Source organism: Variovorax paradoxus (genome assembly GCF_000834655.1).
GTDB classification, from domain to species: domain Bacteria; phylum Pseudomonadota; class Gammaproteobacteria; order Burkholderiales; family Burkholderiaceae_C; genus Variovorax; species Variovorax paradoxus_F.
This window is the reverse complement of sequence record NZ_JXQQ01000041.1, coordinates 43,735-63,095: the sequence shown is the minus strand read 5'-3', so window position 1 is coordinate 63,095 and position 19,361 is coordinate 43,735. Positions and strand designations below refer to the sequence as shown.

Genomic DNA, 19,361 nt, shown 5'->3' with positions numbered 1-19,361 from the left:
GAGCGCCTGCCTGCCTGCTGGCTCGGAAGCGTCGGCTCAGATGTCGCGCAGCAACTGCCTGAACTCGTCCACGTCCTCGAAGCTGCGGTACACCGAGGCAAAGCGCACGTAGGCCACCTTGTCCAGGCGCTTGAGTTCGCGCATCACGAGTTCGCCGACCTTGGTCGAATCGATTTCGCGCAGGCCGCTGGCCAGCAGCTTCTGCTCGATGCGCAAGAGGGCGGTGTCGATCTGCTCGATGCTCACCGGGCGCTTGCGCAGCGCCAGCATCATCGAGGCGCGCACCTTCGTCGAGTCGAAGTCGGCGCGGCTGCCGTCTTTCTTCACGACCACCGGGAAATTGACGTCGGGGCGCTCGTAGGTGGTGAAGCGCTTGTCGCAGGCGCTGCACTGGCGGCGCCTGCGAACGAAGTCGGCGTCTTCCGAAACGCGGGTTTCCACGACCTGCGTTTCAAGATGACCGCAAAAAGGGCACTTCATGCGGTCGTCTCGCCTGCTGGATCAGCGGTAGACAGGGAAGCGGCTCGTCAGCGCGTGCACCTTGGCGCGCACCGCGTCGATGTTCGCAGCGTCGCGCGGGTTCTCGAGCACGTCGGCAACCAGGTTCGCGGTGAGGCGGGCCTCTTCGTCCTTGAAACCGCGGGTGGTCATGGCCGGGGTGCCGATGCGCACGCCGCTGGTGACCATCGGCTTTTCCGGGTCGTTCGGAATCGCGTTCTTGTTAATCGTCATGTGGGCGCTGCCCAGCACGGCTTCGGCTTCCTTGCCGGTGATGCCCTTGGAGCGAAGGTCGACCAGCATGACGTGGCTTTCGGTGCGCCCGCTCACGATGCGCAGGCCGCGCTCGGTGAGGGTGTCGGCCACGATCTGGGCGTTCTTGACCACCTGTTGCTGGTAGGCCTTGAACTCGGGCGTCATGGCTTCCTTGAACGCAACGGCCTTGGCGGCGATCACGTGCATCAGCGGACCGCCTTGCAGGCCCGGGAAGATCGCGCTGTTGATGGCTTTCTCGTGCTGCGCCTTCATCAGGATGATGCCGCCGCGCGGGCCGCGCAGGCTCTTGTGGGTGGTGGAGGTCACGATGTCGGCGTGCGGCACCGGGTTGGGATACACGCCCGCGGCCACGAGGCCGGCGTAGTGGGCGATGTCGACCATGAAGATCGCGCCCACGTCCTTTGCCACCTTGGCGAAGCGCTCGAAGTCGATGCGCAGCGAGTAGGCCGAGGCGCCCGCGATGATCAGCTTGGGCATGTGCTCGTGCGCCTTGCGTTCCATCGCGTCGTAGTCGATGGCTTCGTTGGCGTCCAGGCCGTAGCTCACCACGTTGAACCACTTGCCGCTCATGTTCAGGGGCATGCCGTGGGTCAGGTGGCCGCCTTCGGCCAAGCTCATGCCCATGATGGTGTCGCCGGGCTTGAGGAAGGCCAGCAGCACGGCTTCATTGGCCGAGGCGCCGCAATGCGGCTGCACGTTGGCGGCGTCCGCGCCGAAGATCTGCTTGACGCGGTCGATGGCCAGTTGCTCGGCCACGTCGACGTGCTCGCAGCCGCCGTAGTAGCGCTTGCCTGGATAGCCTTCGGCGTACTTGTTGGTGAGCTGCGAGCCTTGGGCGGCCATGACGGCCGGCGAGGCGTAGTTCTCGCTGGCGATCAGCTCGATGTGGTGTTCCTGGCGCGCGTTTTCGGCTTGAATTGCGGCCCAGATCTCGGGGTCGGTCTGTTCGACCAGGATATTGCGTTGGTACATGGCAGTCCTTTGAAGACGAGGTCCTTGTTCAACCAAACAAGGGCTGCCCAGGCGAACGGCTGAACGCCTGTTGTGGCCAGGCGGCACGCTTCCCAGTGGTATTCCACGTCAGCGCGTGGCACCTTGTTCGGGTGCTGCGCCTATCGCCAGTCGCGTACGGGCCCGAGTGTAGCTCACCCCCGGCCGGGCTCGCTTCAGGAAACGCCGGAAAGCAGTGCGACCTTGGCGGGCTCCGAGCCTTCTTCGGCTTTGATCGGCGCCGCCGGCGCCGGCGTCACGATCGGAATCGGCTGCGCGCGAATGGCAGGCCGGGGGGGCAGCACCGACGGCGCACGGCCGTTGGCGACCTGCAGCAGGCGCTCGTGCTCGGCCATGACCTTGCCGGCGTAGCCGCCGTCGTCCTCGAGGTTGGCCGCGCCCACGTAGTAGCGCAGGCCCCCTTCGAGCGAGCCGGCGCGGGCAATGCATTCCTGCAGCACCTTCACGCCCACGCGCATGTTGGTCACCGGGTCGAAGGCGGTGAGCGTGCCGCCCGCGCTTTCGTACTTGTCGCCATGCACGCGGGTCATGACCTGCATCAGGCCCTGGGCGCCGACGTGGCTCTGGGCAAAGGGATTGAAACTGGATTCCACGGCCATGATGGCCAGGATCAGCGTCGGGTCGAGCTTGGTGCGCTTGCCGATGGAATAAGCCTCGGACACCAGCACGCTCAGCGGCTCTGCAGCCACGCTGTACTTCTTGCTCAGCCAGTAAGCGACGGCGGCCTGCTGCTTGGGCAGGTCGCCGGGGCTTGCGGCCGTGGTGCGCTCTATGGCGGTCGGCTCCAGGTCGGTGACTTCAGGCGCGGGCTTGCGCGACTGCAGCCAGCCCATGAGCTGTTCCTCGCCGGTCTGGCGCAGATCGGGCCGTGCCACAAGGGCGAGGGCCGCGAACACGATGGCCAGGCCGACCAACGCGAACCCGTTGTGGGTGATTTCAAAAAAGCCGTCAGCCACATCGGACACGAAGGTCCGTAGCCCGCGGGCTGTGGCATCAAACGCCTTGTTCATCGCTCTTCCTTTCTGTGCGGCACCTGGTCGCAACGCCTTTAGAGGCGATGGATGAAGGCAACGGCGCTTGGATTGGTACGAATCAGGCTCCGCGCATGGAGGGGGTGTAGGGTGAGGAGCGCGGTGACCTGATCAAGCCGGGGAGTTCTCGGCAGCGGATTCAGGGTGGCCCCGCTGCGTCTGGCAGTCAGGGCAGGGCGGATTCTATCGTCGCTAAATACCCGGTCAAGCATAAGGAACACGTTTCATATGCTAATAGATGTTTAAAAATCCGGCTCATACAGAGCCATTCGACCTACGGGAAACCCCTGGGACGATTGGATTTGCAATGCAAGGGTGCGGCACCTAATCTGAACGGGCCTGAGTTTTCAGGCGTTTTTCCGAAGTCAGGCAGTCCGAGGTGCAAGTCAAGGGCTCGAACGACGGCGGAACCACGGCGGCAATCTCTTGCTGCCAGCACGGCAGGAACCATTGACTTCCGGTCGCGCGAATCGATGGCTTGGGTGTTAGGCCCGCCATCAAGCCCGGCAATGAGGCATTCAGTCGCGTTGCCGGGCTTTCTTGTTTCTGCGCTGACGCTTGTTTGCGGCACACTTCCGCGATGGATTTAGCTTCGCTCAAACAAAACAAATGGATGCGACGCGGGATCGTCGCGTTGCTGGTTCTGTTGGCCCTCTGGGTCATTGCATGGCTGGCAGTGCCGCCGATCGCCAAGAGCCAGCTTCAAAAGATCGCGAGCGAGAAACTGGGCCGGCAGGTCACCGTGGGCAAGATCGACTTCAAGCCCTGGACCCTCGAACTTTCGCTGCACGACCTGCGCATCGCCACGGCCGACGGCAAGCAGCCGCAACTGGCCATCAGGCGCATCTACGCCGACGCCGAACTGCAATCGATTTTTCGCCTGGCACCCGTGATCGACACGGTGTCGGTCGAGGCGCCGGCGGTGCTGCTCACGCACCAGGCCGACGGCAAGTACGACATCGACGACATCCTGGCCAAGCTGGCCTCGGGCCCGCCGCCCGACCCCAAGGCCGAGCCGTCGCGCTTTGCCATCTACAACATCTCGATCAAGGACGGCGCGGTCGACTTCGACGACCGGACGGTCAATCGCAGGCACGAGCTGCGCAACTTCGTGCTCAACGTGCCGTTCCTGAGCAACCTGGCTTCTCAGCGCGAGGTCAAAACCGAGCCCAAGCTGGCCTTCGTGCTCAATGGCAGCAGCTTCGATTCGGCTGCGTTCACCACGCCCTTCGCGGCAGACCGCAAGACCGACGCCCAAGTGCAATTCAAGGGCCTCGACCTCGCGCCCTACCTCGGCTACATCCCCGGCGGCCTGCCGGTGAAGCTGCAGGCCGGCACCCTCGACGCAGACCTGAAGATCGACTTCCAGCAGGCGGCGACCACGGGCCTCAAGATCTACGGCACGGTGGAGGCGCACGGAGCCAAGCTGAGCGACGCCCGGGGCCGCGACTTGCTGGGCTTCGATTCGCTCAAGCTCGCGCTGGCGGACGTTCGCCCGCTCGAATCGGTGTTCCATTTGAGCGAGGTGGCGCTGGCCAACCCCCAACTCGTGGTGGCGCGCGATGCCTCGGGCCAACTCAACCTGATGGCCACCGACCCGGCAACCGGCGCCGCTGAAAAGGTGGCCCCGCTTCCCGCGGCCGCCGCCAGCGCGCCTGCCGGCAAGACGTCAGAAAAGCCCAAGCTGAAGGTGCAGGTCGACAAGGTGGCGCTGAGCGGCGGGCGCATCGGCTGGCGCGACGAGACCGTCAAGCCTGCGGCCGCCGTCGACGTGACCGCGCTGGCGCTCGATGTCACCGCCATCACCTGGCCGATGGAGAAGCCGGCCCAGTTCAACGGCAGCACCGCCATCGCCGGCGCCTCGCTCAAGTTCAAGGGCAGCGCCACAGACAAGGTGGCGGACGTGCAGACCGAGGTCGATGCGTTGCCGCTCTCGCTGGCCGCACCCTATCTGGCACAGAGCCTGGAGCCCACGCTCGACGGCAAGCTCAGCGGGCAGATCGACATTGCCTGGAACCAGCCCAACCTCAAGTTCAAGGCGCGCCGCCTGGCCGCCGACGGCCTGGCGCTGACCCAGACCAAGACCGCGCTGGCCAGCGTCGGGCGCTTCGAGCTGGTCGACGCCGAGGTCGACATGACGCAGCACACGCTGAACATCGCCTCGTTCACCGCCACCAACCCCAAGGTGCGCGTGGAGCGCGACAGCGAAAAGCGCTGGATGTTCGAGCGCTGGCTCCGCACCCCGGCCGGGAACGGCGGCGCGACCGAGGCGAAGGTGGCGGCGCCCAAGCCCGCTGGCGCCGGATCGGCCAAGGCAGATGCCAACACCAAGCCCTGGGCGCTGACCATCGCCAGCATGGCGGTCGACAACGGCAGCCTCTCTTACTCAGACAAGGCCGGCGCACTGCCGGTGACGGTCGAGGTCACGGCCTTCAAGCTGAACGCCCAGAAGATCGCGCCCGAGACGAACACCGTCTCGCCGCTGCAGGTCTCGGGCCGCATCGGCTCCGGGCGCTCCGAGCCGGGCAAGTTCGACTACAAGGGCAACGTGGTACTCAAGCCGCTGGCCGCCGAAGGCCGGCTCGAAGTGATCTCGTTTCCCGCGCACGCCTTCAAGGCCTATTACGGGGATGCGCTCAACGTCGACATCCGGCGCGCCTTCGCGAGCTACCGGGGCACGGTCAGCTACGCGACGGCGCCGGCGGGCATGACCGTGAAGCTGGCCGGCGACACGGCGCTGGACGACTTCCGCGCCAACAGCGTCTCGCTCACCCAGTCCCCGGGGTTCGACCGCAACACCAACCAGTTGCTCAGCTGGAAGACCCTGAGCCTGCGCGGCCTGCAGGTCAGCATGGCGCCCAATGCGCCGCCGAACGTCAACGTGCGCGAAACCACGTTGACCGACTTCTTCGCCCGCGTGATCGTCGATCCGACCGGCCGGCTCAACCTGCTGAACCTGACGAAAAAGGGCGAGGCCGAAGGCGCGGCGGCTGCAACGGCGACTGCCGAGGCCAAGACACAAAAAGGCCCGGGCGGCACGACCACCACGACCCGCGGCGCGCCCCCCGCGCCGCGTTCGGGCGGAGCGCCCGTGTCGGCCGAAGCCATGGTCGGCGGCGGCCCTGAGGCGGCTCCACCGGCCGCACCGGCCGCGGCGCCCGCCGCTACAGCGCAGGCCCCGGCCGACACCGGGCCCAAGCCCGTCATCAACTTCGGCCCGATGAGCCTGGTCAACGGCAAGATCGACTTCACCGACCTGTTCGTCAAGCCCAACTACTCGGCCGATCTGAGCGAACTGACCGGCAAGCTCAGCTCATTCTCGTCGAACCCGCCGAACGGGCAGGGCGGCCGGCCGGCCCTGGCCGACCTGGAATTGCGCGGCAAGGCGCAGCAGACCGCTGCGCTGGAAATCACCGGCAAGCTCAACCCGCTGGCCAAGCCGCTCGAACTCGATATCACCGCCAAGATGCGCGACCTCGACCTGGCGCCGTTGTCGCCGTATTCGGTGCGCTACGCGGGCCACGGCATCGAGCGCGGCAAGATGAGCATGGACGTCAACTACAAGGTCGCGCCCGATGGACAGCTCACCGCCACCAACAAGCTTGTACTCAACCAGCTGCAGTTCGGCGAGGAAGTCGCCGGTGCGCCCAACAGCCTGCCGGTGAAACTGGCCGTGGCCTTGCTGGCCGACCGCAACGGCGTGATCGACGTCGACCTGCCGCTCAGCGGCTCGCTCAACGATCCGCAGTTCAGCGTTGGACCGCTGATCTGGAAAGCCGTTGTCAACCTGATCGTCAAGGCCGTGACGGCGCCGTTCAGCCTGCTCACGGGCGGACTGGGTGGCGGCGGCAGCGGCGAATCGAGCGCCATCACCTTCGAAGCTGGCAGCTCGATGCTCAGCGCCGCGGCCAAGGAAAGCCTGGACAAGGTCGCCAAGGCGCTGACCGAGCGGCCGACGCTGGAGATGACGGTCGTGGGCACCTCCAGCCTCGAGAAGGAGCGCGACGCCTACCAGCGCCAGCGCGTGCGCCAGCTGACCCAGGCCGAGAAGCGCCGCGTCGCGGTGCGCGGCGGCCAGACAGGCACCGACGTGGCGCCGGTCACCGACGCCGAATACCCAGAGCTTCTGACTGCGGTCTACAAGCGCGCCGACATCACCAAGCCGCGCAACCTCGTCGGCCTGGCCAAGGACCTGCCGGTCAAGGAAATGGAAAACCTGCTGTTCGCGAGCGTGCCGGTGGACGAGGAGTCGATGCGGCAACTGGCAGTGGAGCGCGGCGCCGCGGTGCGCGACTACCTGCTGGCGCAGAAGCTCACGAGCGAGCGACTGTTCCTGGGTGCGGTGCGGACCACGGCCAGCGGTGCCGACTGGAAGCCGGGCGCCGAGCTCAAACTGACCATGAAGTGAGAACGGCCACTTGGTTTTTTGCATCGGCTTGCTATATATGTAGTCACCTTTAATCTCCCAGCCCGCAACCTGCATTGGCCGCCGTTCCGCAACGGAATTGGGCGGTCCACCGCAAGTGGGTGAAAATGTCGATGTGCGCCGGCCTTTGCCGGCGCCTTCGCTTTCCATACCAAGACAACGATTTCGCGCAGTGACCTCTACTTCTTCCAAGCCACACGACCTTCAGGCCCTCGATACGCTCACCGGCGGCGCCTTTACCGCGCCGACCTCGGGCGAGCGCGCCGCGCGCATCCGCGACTGGCTCGCGGGCAACCCCGCGTCCGAGCAAATGCAGGAAGTCTTCATGGAGCTGAGCGGCCGCGACAAGGGCGCAGCGCGCCTTCTGCGCGAGAAGCTCGATGAGCTCAAGCGCGCCAAGGGCCAGGAGGCCATTGCCGCTGAATGGGCGCAGAAAGCCGAGGCGCTGCTGGGCCAGTCCAAGCTCAACATCGCCGATGCGCTCGCCTGGCAGCGCGACGCCGCCAAGGCCGGCGCGCCGCTCTCGCGCGAACCGCTCGCGAGCCTGAAGGCCAAGCTGGCCGAACGCGTGAAGGGCATCGAAGACCTGCAACACCGCGCCCAGGTGCACCGCGAAGCCGCCGTCTTGCTGGCACAGCGTTTCGAAGTGCTCTCCACCAAGGGCTGGCAGGACGCCCAGGCGGCCGAGGAGTCGCTGCGCAACGACGTCACCCACTGGCAGCAGCAGGCCGGCGACATCACCTCCGACATCAACTGGAACAGCCTGGACGCCAAGTTCGCGCCGCAACTGGAAGCTTCGAAGTCGCAGCTGCTGGTCGTGTCCGATGCATTCCACAGCGCGCTGGCACAGGCGGTCGCCGCCGCGGCCGATGCCGCCGCGCCGCTGCCACCGGTGCCCGTGTGGGCCGACGAGCTGCGCAGCGCGCGTGGCGAAGTGCTCGCGCCCAAGGCCGCAGCGCCCGCCCGGCCTGCCGCACCCAAGATCGATCCGGCCGTTCGCGCCGCCGCGCAGGACGCCGTGCAGGCCACGCTCGCCAAGCTCGAACAGGAAACCGCCGAAGGCCACGGCAAGGCAAGCGCCGGTGCGGCTGCTGCGTTGCGCGCCGTGCTCAAGGAGCACGGCAAGCTGGTCGAAGCGCCGCTCGAAGCCCGCGTGCATGCCGCGCTGGTCGCGGCCGGCGAGCTCGAAGGGTGGCAGCGCTGGAGCGCCGACAAGGTCCGCGAAGACCTGGTCGCCAAGGCCGAAGGCCTGCTCAAGCGCCCCGAAGGCCAGGCCCTCGGTGGCCGCAAGATGCAGGAAACCCTGCGCGCGCTGCGCGACCAGTGGAAGCAGGCCGACCAGGGCGGCGTGCCGAACCACGCGCTGTGGAAGCGCTTCGACGAAGCCTGCAACGAAGCCCACAAGGTGGTCGAGGCCTGGCTCGAGAAGGTGCGCGCCGATGCGGCCGAGCACCGCGCCCATCGCGTGGCGCTGATCGAAGAGGTGAAGGCCTGGGCTGCCGAGCATGCCGGCGCCACCGACCTGAAGGCGCACAACCGCGCGCTGCACCAGTTCGCCGACCGCTGGCGCGATGCCGGCCATGTGGGCGAGAAGGTGTTTGCCGAGCTGCAGCCGCAGTGGAACGAAGCCTTCGGCGCCGCGCGTGCACCGTTCGAGACGGCACAGAAGGCCAGCGTCGAACGCCGCCAGGCCATGATTGCCGAGGCCGCCGAACTCGGCGCCCAGCCCATGCTGCGCATCGACGCCGTCAAGGCGCTGCAGCAGCGCTGGCAGCACGAGGCGCAGAGCGTGCCGCTCGACCGACGCCACGAACAGAAGCTGTGGGACGCGTTCCGCGCCCCCATCGACGAAGCCTTCAACCGCAAGACGGCCGAGCGCGAAAAGGCATCGGCCGCCATGAGCGAGCACGACCGCCATGTGCTCGACGCCTCCAAGGCGCTCGACGCGGCCAATGCCGGCGGCGACGTGCAGAAGATCCGCGCGGCCATTGCCCGCCTCGAGGGCGCACTGCGCGGCGAGGCACCGCCGCCCGCACCGAAGGCCGAGCAGGCCACCGCCCCGACGGCACCGAGTGACGGCCCTTCGGTCGGCGCGACCGAAATCGTGGCGCCCGGACAGGCTGCCGCCGAGTTCGCCGAAAGCGCCGAGCAGGCACCCAGCCCGAGCGATGCGGAAGCATCGCCTGCCGCACCGGTAGAGGCAACGCAAGCCGCCGCCCCTGACCTCGTGGCACCAGCCGATGGCGCCGACGCCTCCGCACGCGCCGACGGCGCGGCGCACGACGCCGGCGAAGCCGCCGCTGCAGAAAGCCCGGCACCGGCCGCGGCGCCGAAGCCCGCACCCAAGCCGGTCGTGGCCATGCGCGGCGACGACCGTCCCAGCAGCAAGAAGACGGAGGCTGCGCCCGCAGGCCGCGCCGGTGGCAAGTTCGGCGACCGCCGCGACGGCGGCCGGCCAGGCCCCGGCGGCCCGGGACGTCCCGGCGACCGTGGCGGTTCGCGCCCCGATGCACGCGGCGATCGCGGTGATCGCGGCGCACCGGCCGGTCGTTTCGGCGACCGTCCCCCGCGCCTCGAAGACCGCGGCCCGCGCCTGGGCGATGCGGCCTTCCGCGCCCAGCGCGAAGCGCTCGAGCGTGCGGACATGGCATTGCGCAAGCTCGCGGCGCAAGCCCACGGCGAAGCGCTGACGCAGGTGCTGGGCGCTTGGGAACAGCGCGATGCCGCGCGCCTGCCGAGCGTTCAGGAACTGGGTCGCGCGGTCACGCCGGCCGTGCGCACGAGCTGGTCGCAAGCCATCGGCAGCGCGCCGACGGCCGCCGCCAACGATGCCGCCGAAGCACTGTTGCGCCTGGAGATGGCCGCCGAAGTGCCGACGCCGGCCGAGCAGCTCGACGCACGCCGCGCCTTGCAGCTCAAGCTGCTGACCAAGCGCGGCGACCCGGCCCCGGTGCAGACCTGGGGCCAGGACGCCGGCAAGGTGCTGGCTGCGGCGCACGACGCTGCCAGTGCGCGCCGCCTGCAGAACGCGTTGAAGGCGCTGCTGCGCAAGTAGGCGTGCTGGAAGCCCATGAAAAAGGCGCCCCGCGGGGCGCCTTTTTCTTTTGGGCACGCACGTCCTGCGGGATCAAGCTTCGTTGGGCAAGAAGAATTCGTCGAACAGAGCCAGCACGCTGGCGAAGTCCCGGCCGAAGTTCGGGCGGTTCACGAAGTAGGCCTCGCAGGCCACCGCGAAGAACTCGCTGAGCGACGTCGCGCCATAGTCGTCGAGCCATGGTGGCTCGGCGCCGAAGCGCTCGGCCATGATGGTTTTCTCGCGGAAGTCGTCGTAGGCTGGCTGCAGCACGGCGAGCCACGCGGCGCGCGATTCGCGGGCGCTGCGCTGGCCCGCGAAGCCGGCCGGCAGCGGCGGGCAGCCATCGGCATCGCCACCGCGCATGTCGATCTTGTGGGCGAACTCGTGGATCACGACGTTGTAGCCCCCGTCGCTGGTGACGCTGCTCGCAAGCACGTCCTGCCAGCTGAGCATCACCGGGCCGCGGTCCATGGCTTCGCCGGCCACCACCTCGTCGTACTCATGCACGACCTGCGCCTCGTCGACCACCTTGCGCCGCGCCACCACTTCGGACGGGTGCACCACGATGCCGACGAAATCGTCGTACCAGTCCAGATGACCTTTCAGGTGCAGCACCGGCAGCACCGCCTGCGCCGCAATGGCCAGCGCCACCTCGTCGGTGATGACGAAGCCTTGGGTGCCATGGAATTCCTTGTCCCGCAGGAACTCGGCCGTCAGCGTGCGAAGCCGTTCCAGGTCCGCGGCAGGGCGGTCGGCCAGGAAGGTGTAGCGCGCCAGCGTGGCGTGCCAAGCGGCGTCGGGAATCGGGGGCAGGGCGCGCAGGCGGCGCAGCCACTTGAACATCGGCGGGGCGCTTCTAGCGCAGGTCGACGCGCTGCGCGCCGGCGGTGGACAGGCAGAGCAACTGCGCCCGCGGCGGATGCGCCGCCGCATCCCAGTCGCTCAGCACGACGCGGCGCAGGCCTTGGCCCAGGTCGTGCTCGGCGGGCCGGTGCGTGTGGCCGTGTACCATCGTTTGCGCCCGGGCCTGCAGCAGCCATTGGCGCGCGGCGTCGGTGTCCACGTCGGCCCAGATCGTCGAGGGGTTGCGCTTGCGGTCTTCGCTCTGCGTGCGCATCGAGCGTGCGAGCGCGCGGCGTTCCGCGAGCGGCCGGGCCAGGAACGCTGCTTGCCATTCGGGCGTGCGAACCATCGCGCGGAACTTGAGGTACTCGGTGTCGTCGAGGCAGAGGATGTCGCCGTGGCTCAGGAGCCACCGCTGGCCATGCAGCACCAGAACCGTCGGGTCGTCGAGCAGCGTGAAGCCGCATTGCGCCGCAAGGGCGGGGCCGACGAGGAAGTCGCGGTTGCCGTGCATGAAGAACACCGGCAGGCGCTGCGCCGTGCGGCGCAGCAGTTCGGCGCACTGGGCCTCGAAGCCGGGCTCGCCCGCGGCATCGTCGCCCACCCACACCTCGAACAGGTCGCCGAGGATGACCAGCGCATCGGCCGGCGTGGTTTGCAGGTAGCCCTGCCAGGCCTCGAAGGTGGCGGGCTCGCCGGCCTGCAGGTGCAGGTCGGAGATCAGGTCGACGGTGCGCCACGCGGGCGGCGCCACCAGCTCGGAGAAAGCCGGGTTCGCCACGTTGCTCATGCCGCGCCGTCCCGGGGTGTCATTCAGCGATGACGACGGCCTTTTCGATCACCACGTCTTCGAGCGGCACGTCATCATGGAAGCCCTTGCGGCCCGTCTTCACGGCCTTGATCTTGTCGACCACGTCGGTGCCGTTGATGACCTTGCCGAACACTGCGTAGCCCCAGCCCTGGGCAGAGGGAGCCGTGTGGTTCAGGAAGCCGTTGTCAGACACGTTGATGAAGAACTGCGCGGTGGCCGAGTGCGGCGCGCTGGTGCGGGCCATGGCGACGGTGTAGTTGGCGTTCTTCAGGCCGTTGTTGGCTTCGTTCTCGATCTCGGCGCCGGTGGGCTTTTGCTTCATGCCGGGTTCGAAGCCGCCGCCTTGCACCATGAATCCGGGGATCACGCGATGGAACACGGTGTTGTCGTAGTGGCCCTTCTTCACGTAGGAGATGAAGTTCTCGGCCGACTTGGGCGCCTTCTCGGCGTCGAGTTCGAGCGTGATCACGCCGTAGTTCTTGATGTGCAGTTCGACTTGGGGGTTGCTCATGAGGGGACTCCTTCGGATAGCGGGATGAATTAATTACTTCGCCAGCGTGGCGGACTTGATGGTGATGGTCTCGACGGGCACGTTCTGCATGCCGCCCTTGTTGCCGGTCTGCGCGGCGCGGATCTTGTCGACGACGTCCGTGCCGGCCACGACCTTCCCGAACACCGTGTAGCCGTAGCCGTCGGGGTTGGGCGCGTTCAGCGAGTCGTTGTTCTTCACGTTGATGAAGAACTGCGAGGTGGCCGAGTTCGGGTTGCCGGTGCGCGCCATGGCGATCGTGTACTTGTCGTTCTTCAGGCCGTTGCTCGCTTCGAGTGGAATCGGCGCGCGCGTGGGCTTTTGCTGCATGTCGGCGGTGAAGCCGCCGCCCTGGATCATGAAGCCGTCGATCACGCGATGGAACACTGTGCCGTCGTAGTGCTTGTCCTTGACGTACTGCAGGAAGTTGTCGACCGTCTTGGGTGCCTTGGCCGCATCGAGCTCGACCACGATGTCGCCGGCCGAGGTGGCCAGCTTGACGCGCGGTGCGGCTTGCTGCGCGTAGCTGGTGGCTGCAAAGCCGATGGCCGCGGCCAGGATGAAGGCGTTGCGGCGGCTGAATCTTGAAAGGGCGTGGATCGTCAAGTGATGCTCCGTTTGCGAAAGGGGGAGGGCGCGGGCTCTGCAGCGAATGCGTCGCCACGCCCGTGCCGGCGGCGGCTTACTTGCTGGCGCGGCCGACCGGCTTGCGAACGACTGCGGGCGCAGCCGGCAGTGCCGCGGCTTCGGCCTCGGCCTTGGACGAGAAGATCTGGCGGATCAGCGTGAGCTTGGGCGCGACGCTGGCGTTGGTGCTGGCGAATTGCTGGGCGCGCACATACTCCTGGGCTGCCAGGCGTGCATAGACGTCGCCGAGGTTCTCGTGCGCGGTCGCGTAGTTCGGGTTGAGCTTGAGCGCGGTTTCGAGCGCGGCGCGGGCCTGGTCGAACTTGCTCTGCGACGCATACAGTGCCGCGAGGTTGTTGTAGGGCTCGGGCAGCTCCGGGAAGTCCTGGGTGAGCTGGGTGAAGGCGATGATGGCTTCGGCCTGCTTGTTCTGTTCGGTGAGGATCACGCCGCGCAGGAACCGCATCTGCGGATCGCGCGGCTTGCCGGCGATGTAGGTGTCGGCCTTGGCGAGCGCTTCGGTCGACTTGCCCTGGCGCAGCAGGAGGTTCACGTCGTCGTAGTCGTTGGCAAGCGCAGCGGTACCCCACAGGCTGAACAGGAGTGCGAAGGCAATGGAGAGTTTGGAGAACACGGGGTGCTTCATGAAGCCTCGGCAGGATTGGGGGATGCGGGCCTGAAGAGACCTGGAAAGCACCCGAGAGGTACGCGCAGCAGGCTGCGGCGGCCGTTTATACTGCGTTGCATTGTAGCCGAGGGGCCATGTCCAACCCCTCGTAGCCACTGTCCCCGTCACCCCTGAAATACACCGTCGTTCGCCCGTGCCGCACGTGCGCGAAGCGACGCTTTCCGAGCCTCATGAGTCTGCGCATCTACAACACGCTGTCGCGTGAATTGGAGGAATTCTCCCCATTGCAACCTGGCAAGGTGCGCATGTACGTTTGCGGCATGACCGTCTATGACTACTGCCACATCGGCCACGCCCGCATGATGATGGCCTTCGATGTGGTGCAGCGCTGGCTGCGCGCGAGCGGCTACGGCGTGACCTATGTGCGCAATATCACCGACATCGACGACAAGATCATCGTGCGCGCCGTTCAGCGCGGCATCACCATTCGCAAACTGACCGACGAGGTCATCGCGGCCATGCATGAAGACATCGGCGCGCTCGGCATCGAGCCGCCCACCGTCGAGCCGCGTGCAACCGAATACGTGCCGCAAATGCTCGGCATCATCGAGACCCTCGAGCGCAAGGGGCTGGCCTACCGATCGCCCGATGGCGACGTGAACTATGCGGTGCGCAAGTTCCCGGGCTACGGCAAGCTGTCCGGCAAGTCGCTCGACGAACTGCATGCCGGCGAACGCGTTGCGGTGCTCGAAGGCAAGCAGGACCCGCTCGACTTCGTGCTCTGGAAGGCCGCCAAGCCCACCGAGCCTGATGATGCCAAATGGGACAGCCCCTTTGGCACCGGCCGTCCGGGCTGGCATATCGAGTGCTCCGCGATGAGCTGCGCAACGCTCGGCGAGACCTTCGACATCCACGGCGGCGGCGCGGACCTTCAGTTCCCGCACCACGAGAATGAAATTGCGCAAAGCGAAGGCGCCAATGGCAAGCCGCTCGCGCGTTTCTGGGTGCACAACGGCTTCGTGCGCGTGGACAACGAAAAGATGTCCAAGAGCCTGGGCAACTTCTTCACCATCCGAGAGGTGCTGCAGAAGTACGACGCCGAAAGCCTGCGCTTCTTCCTTGTGCGCACCCACTATCGCAGCGCGCTGAACTACAGCGATGCGCACTTGACCGACGCCCGCAACTCGCTCAAGCGCCTGTACACGGCACTCGACATGGTGACGCCCGCACCGGTCACGCTCGACTGGACGAATCCGCACGCGGCGGCTTTCAAGGCTGCGATGGACGAAGACTTCGGTACGCCCGGCGCCATCGCGATCCTGTTCGAGTTGGCCACCGGCGTTCACCGCACGCAGTCTGCGGAAACCGCCGGGCTGCTCAAGGTGCTTGGTGGCACGCTGGGCCTGCTCCAGGGCGACCCGAAAGCCTTCCTGCAAGCAGGCAGCGCGCTCGACGATGCCGCGATCCAGGTGCTGATCGCTCAGCGCGCGGCGGCCAAGGCTGCGAAGAATTTCGCCGAAGCCGATCGCATCCGCCAGGACCTGTTGGAGCAAGGGATCGTGCTCAAGGATTCGCCCACAGGCACGACCTGGGCCGCAGCGCAGTGAACGGAACCACCAACCCCATGCCTGCTTCCAAGAACCCGACCGTGCAGATCTATACGCCGGACTATTGGGAAGAGGCCTGCAAGCACCTGGCAAAAAAAGACCGCGTGATGAAGCGGTTGATTCCGAAATTCGGCGAGGCCTGCCTCGAGTCGCGCGGCGATGCGTTCACCACGCTGGCGCGCAGCGTCGTGGGCCAGCAAATCTCGGTGAAGGCCGCGCAAACCGTCTGGGACAAGTTCGCCGTGCTGCCGCGCAAGCTCACGCCGGCCAACGTGCTCAAGCTCAAGGTCGATGACATGCGCGCGGCCGGCCTCTCGGCACGCAAGATCGAATACCTGGTCGACCTGGCCCTTCACTTCGACTCGGGTGTGGTGCACGTCGATTCGTGGAAGGACATGTCCGACGAGCTCATCATCGAGGAGCTCGTGGCCATTCGCGGCATCGGCCGCTGGACGGCCGAGATGTTCCTCATCTTTCACCTCATGCGCCCAAACGTGCTGCCTGTAGACGACGTCGGGCTGCTCAACGGCATCAGCGTCAACTACTTTTCGGGTGACCCGGTGAGCCGCAGCGATGCCCGCGACGTCGCCGTGGCCTGGGCGCCGTATTGCAGCGTGGCGACTTGGTATATTTGGCGGTCGCTGGACCCCGTGCCGGTCGCGTATTGAAATAAAACAGGAGAAGACGTTGGCGAAACGAACCTTCCTCGATTTCGAGCAGCCCATTGCTGAACTCGAAACAAAGATTGAAGAACTGCGCTATGTACAGACCGAATCGGCGGTCGACATTTCGGAAGAAATCGATCAGCTCGGCAAGAAAAGCCAGCAGCTCACCAAGGACATCTACAGCGACCTGACGCCCTGGCAGATCACCAAGATCGCAAGGCATCCGGAGCGCCCCTACACGCTCGATTACGTGAACGAAATCTTCACCGATTTCGTCGAACTGCACGGCGACCGGCATTTCTCGGACGACCTGTCGATCGTGGGCGGCCTTGCGCGCTTCAACGGCGTGCCTTGCATGGTGCTGGGCCACCAGAAGGGCCGCGACACGAAGGAGCGCACCGCGCGCAACTTCGGCATGAGCAAGCCCGAGGGCTACCGCAAGGCGCTGCGCCTCATGAAGACGGCCGAGAAGTTCAAGCTGCCCGTGTTCACCTTCGTGGACACGCCCGGCGCCTACCCCGGCATCGACGCCGAAGAGCGTGGCCAGTCCGAAGCCATCGGCCGCAACATCTTCGAGATGGCGCAGCTGGAGGTGCCGATCATCGTCACGATCATCGGCGAAGGCGGCTCCGGCGGCGCGCTGGCGATTTCGGTCGGCGACCAGCTCGTGATGCTGCAGTATTCGATCTACTCGGTGATCAGCCCCGAAGGCTGCGCTTCCATCCTCTGGAAGACCAGCGACAAGGCGCAGGAAGCGGCCGATGCGCTCGGCATCACCGCGCACCGCCTGAAGGCGCTGGGCCTGGTCGACAAGATCGTGAACGAGCCGGTCGGCGGCGCGCATCGCGACCACCGCCAGATGGCCGCATTCCTGAAGCGCGCGCTCAACGATGCGTTCCGCCAGGTCAGCGACCTGAAGCCGAAGGAACTGCTGGAACGCCGCTACGAGCGCCTGCAGAGCTACGGCCGATTCAACGATACCAAGGCCGACACCGGCAGATAAGCACCCCATGAGCGAAGCCTTCGAACGCGCCATGGCCGCGTTCGAGCCGGCGCATTGGCCGCTGGCAGTGGGCTTCAGTGGCGGTGCGGATTCCACCGCCTTGCTGGCTGCCTGCGCATCGCGCTGGCCGGAGCAGCTGGTGGCCTTTCATGTGCATCACGGGCTGCAGGCTGCGGCCGACGATTTCGAGCGGCATTGCGAAGCGGTGTGCGAGCGGCTAGGCGTGCCGCTTATCGTGCATCGCGTCGATGCACGGCATGCGCCGGGCGACAGTCCGGAAGACGCGGCGCGGCGTGCCCGCTACGAAGCGTTTGCCGTCATGGCGCGGGCGGATGCAGGGCGCGCCGCCATCGAGTCGATTGCGCTCGGACACCATGCCGATGACCAGGTCGAAACGCTTCTGCTGGCGCTGTCGCGCGGCGCCGGTCTTCCGGGCTTGGCAGCGATGCCCGCACATGCCCGACGCAACGGCCTGAACATCTATCGGCCGCTGCTCTCAGTGCCCGCGGCCGACATCCGCGGCTGGCTTGCAGAACGCGACCTGCCGTGGATCGAAGACCCGAGCAACGGCGATGCCCGCTACACCCGCAATCGGATTCGCGCCGTGCTGCTGCCCGCGCTGGAGCAGGCATTTCCGCAGTTTCGCGCCACGTTTGCGCGTAGCATCGGCCACGCGGCGCAGGGGCAGCAGCTGCTGAGCGAACTCGCCGCGCAAGACCTCGAAACCGTGGGCGACCCGCCCCTCGTCAAGGCGCTGCAGGTGCTTTCGCGGGCCCGGCAGGCCAACGTGCTTCGTCATTGGCTGATGCAGTCGCACGGCTGCGCGCCCAGCGCCGCGCAGCTCGATCAGCTGCTCGACCAGATCCGCGCCTGCACCACGCGCGGCCACCGCATCCACCTCAAAGTGGCCGACGGTTTTGCCGAGCGAAAGGGCGACCGGCTGCATTGGTACAATGCCCCGCCCTCGCCGAAGACTTAGCTCCGACAGCTTGCAGGGCGCCGCCTAGACAGCGGCCCTTTCCTTTTCTCTGATTTCACCCATGGCATTGATCGTTCACAAATACGGCGGTACGTCGATGGGCTCGACCGAGCGCATCCGAAACGTCGCCAAGCGCGTTGCCAAGTGGGCACGCGCCGGCCACCAGATGATCGTGGTTCCGAGTGCCATGAGCGGCGAAACCAATCGCCTGCTCGGCCTCGCCAAGGAACTGGCGCCGAGCAAACCGGGCGAGGCCCACAACCGCGAACTCGACATGCTGGCATCGACCGGCGAACAGGCTTCGTCCGCGCTGCTGGCCATCGCGCTGCAGGCCGAGGGCATGGAGTCGGTGAGCTACGCGGGCTGGCAGGTGTCGGTGCGCACCGACAACTCGTACACCAAGGCGCGCATCGAGAGCATCGACGACGCGCGCGTCATGGCCGACCTGAACGCCGGCAAGGTGGTGGTCATCACCGGCTTCCAGGGCGTGGACGACGCGGGCAACATCACCACGCTGGGCCGCGGCGGCAGCGACACCTCGGCCGTGGCCATCGCGGCCGCGATGAAGGCGCACGAGTGCCTGATCTACACCGACGTCGACGGCGTCTACACGACAGACCCGCGCGTGGAGCCCGATGCGCGGCGCCTGACCACGGTGAGCTTCGAAGAGATGCTCGAGATGGCGAGCCTGGGCTCCAAGGTGCTGCAGATCCGCTCGGTGGAATTCGCCGGCAAGTACAAGGTGCCGCTGCGTGTGCTCTCGAGCTTCACCGCATGGGACATCGACATCAATGAAGAGGCCAAGTCCGGCACGCTGATCACTTTCGAGGAAGACGAAAACATGGAACAAGCCGTCGTATCCGGCATCGCATTCAACCGCGACGAAGCCAAGATCTCGGTGCTGGGCGTGCCCGACAAGCCGGGCATCGCGTATCACATCCTCGGTGCCGTGGCGGATGCCAACATCGAGGTCGATGTGATCATCCAGAACCTGAGCAAGGACGGCAAGACCGACTTCAGCTTCACCGTTCACCGCAACGAGTACGCCAAGACGATCGACCTGCTGCAGTCGAAGGTCATGCCGTCGCTGGGCGCGACCGAGATCGTGGGCGACACCAAGATCTGCAAGGTCAGCATCGTGGGCATCGGCATGCGCAGCCACGTGGGCGTGGCGAGCAAGATGTTCCGCGTGCTGAGCGAAGAGGGCATCAATATCCAGATGATTTCGACCAGCGAGATCAAGACCTCGGTCGTGATCGACGAAAAATATATGGAATTGGCCGTCCGGGCGCTGCATAAAGCCTTCGATCTGGATCAACCGGCCGTCTGACAGTGGCATAATCTCGGCTTC

15 protein-coding genes and 1 riboswitch are annotated in these 19,361 nt (G+C 66.4%); of the genes, 7 read left to right on the top strand and 8 right to left on the bottom strand.

What is annotated here, in order from left to right:
* Positions 1-36 precede the first annotated feature (36 nt).
* The 3 genes from nrdR to RT97_RS17715 form a co-directional block, all read right to left on the bottom strand.
* The gene (gene nrdR, locus RT97_RS17725; RefSeq protein ID WP_042580112.1) at positions 37-480 is read right to left on the bottom strand and encodes a transcriptional regulator NrdR; all 444 of its coding nucleotides are present in this window, start codon (positions 478-480) and stop codon (positions 37-39) included.
* A gap of 21 nt (positions 481-501) precedes the next feature.
* Positions 502-1,746, bottom strand: coding sequence for a serine hydroxymethyltransferase (glyA, locus tag RT97_RS17720; RefSeq protein WP_042580111.1), 1,245 nt, complete (start codon positions 1,744-1,746; stop codon positions 502-504).
* A gap of 38 nt (positions 1,747-1,784) precedes the next feature.
* Positions 1,785-1,910, bottom strand: a riboswitch (ZMP/ZTP riboswitch).
* A gap of 30 nt (positions 1,911-1,940) precedes the next feature.
* Positions 1,941-2,795 carry a lytic transglycosylase domain-containing protein gene (locus RT97_RS17715; protein ID WP_042580110.1) on the bottom strand — a complete coding sequence of 285 codons (855 nt, stop codon included), beginning with the start codon at positions 2,793-2,795 and terminating at the stop codon, positions 1,941-1,943.
* Positions 2,796-3,396: 601 nt separating this feature from the next.
* Between RT97_RS17715 and RT97_RS17710 the strand changes: the two genes are divergently transcribed.
* Together RT97_RS17710 and RT97_RS17705 are read left to right on the top strand one after the other, a co-directional pair.
* Positions 3,397-7,224: a DUF748 domain-containing protein gene (locus RT97_RS17710; RefSeq protein ID WP_042580109.1), complete on the top strand. Its 3,828-nt coding sequence runs from the start codon at positions 3,397-3,399 to the stop codon at positions 7,222-7,224.
* 190 nt (positions 7,225-7,414) lie between these two features.
* Positions 7,415-10,297, top strand: a complete 2,883-nt coding sequence (locus tag RT97_RS17705; protein WP_042580108.1) for a DUF349 domain-containing protein — start codon at positions 7,415-7,417, stop codon at positions 10,295-10,297.
* A gap of 72 nt (positions 10,298-10,369) precedes the next feature.
* On the opposite strand, the gene RT97_RS17700 is transcribed toward RT97_RS17705, so the two are convergent.
* The 5 genes from RT97_RS17700 to RT97_RS17680 all read right to left on the bottom strand — a co-directional run bounded on the left by RT97_RS17700 (position 10,370) and on the right by RT97_RS17680 (position 13,774).
* Positions 10,370-11,161, bottom strand: a complete 792-nt coding sequence (locus tag RT97_RS17700; RefSeq protein WP_042580107.1) for a zinc-dependent peptidase — start codon at positions 11,159-11,161, stop codon at positions 10,370-10,372.
* Positions 11,162-11,174: 13 nt separating this feature from the next.
* Positions 11,175-11,951, bottom strand: a complete 777-nt coding sequence (locus RT97_RS17695; protein WP_042580106.1) for a UDP-2,3-diacylglucosamine diphosphatase — start codon at positions 11,949-11,951, stop codon at positions 11,175-11,177.
* A 19-nt stretch (positions 11,952-11,970) separates the two neighbouring features.
* Positions 11,971-12,483: a peptidylprolyl isomerase gene (locus RT97_RS17690; RefSeq protein WP_042580105.1), complete on the bottom strand. Its 513-nt coding sequence runs from the start codon at positions 12,481-12,483 to the stop codon at positions 11,971-11,973.
* Positions 12,484-12,516: 33 nt separating this feature from the next.
* A complete protein-coding gene (locus tag RT97_RS17685) occupies positions 12,517-13,107 on the bottom strand; it encodes a peptidylprolyl isomerase (protein ID WP_080898342.1) in 591 nt (196 codons plus the stop codon).
* Between the two features lie 76 nt (positions 13,108-13,183).
* A complete protein-coding gene (locus tag RT97_RS17680) occupies positions 13,184-13,774 on the bottom strand; it encodes a tetratricopeptide repeat protein (protein WP_042580104.1) in 591 nt (196 codons plus the stop codon).
* A 212-nt stretch (positions 13,775-13,986) separates the two neighbouring features.
* Between RT97_RS17680 and cysS the strand changes: the two genes are divergently transcribed.
* The 5 genes from cysS (at position 13,987) to RT97_RS17655 (ending at position 19,340) form a co-directional block, all read left to right on the top strand.
* Entirely contained in the window at positions 13,987-15,363 is a 1,377-nt protein-coding gene (gene cysS / locus RT97_RS17675; protein ID WP_042580103.1) for a cysteine--tRNA ligase, read from the top strand.
* Positions 15,364-15,380: 17 nt separating this feature from the next.
* The gene (locus RT97_RS17670) at positions 15,381-16,031 is read left to right on the top strand and encodes a DNA-3-methyladenine glycosylase family protein (RefSeq protein ID WP_042580164.1); all 651 of its coding nucleotides are present in this window, start codon (positions 15,381-15,383) and stop codon (positions 16,029-16,031) included.
* A 19-nt stretch (positions 16,032-16,050) separates the two neighbouring features.
* Positions 16,051-17,031, top strand: a complete 981-nt coding sequence (locus RT97_RS17665; protein WP_042580102.1) for an acetyl-CoA carboxylase carboxyltransferase subunit alpha — start codon at positions 16,051-16,053, stop codon at positions 17,029-17,031.
* A 7-nt stretch (positions 17,032-17,038) separates the two neighbouring features.
* Entirely contained in the window at positions 17,039-18,010 is a 972-nt protein-coding gene (gene tilS / locus RT97_RS17660; RefSeq protein WP_042580101.1) for a tRNA lysidine(34) synthetase TilS, read from the top strand.
* A 61-nt stretch (positions 18,011-18,071) separates the two neighbouring features.
* The gene (locus RT97_RS17655) at positions 18,072-19,340 is read left to right on the top strand and encodes an aspartate kinase (RefSeq protein ID WP_042580100.1); all 1,269 of its coding nucleotides are present in this window, start codon (positions 18,072-18,074) and stop codon (positions 19,338-19,340) included.
* The last annotated feature ends 21 nt before the right edge of the window (positions 19,341-19,361 follow it).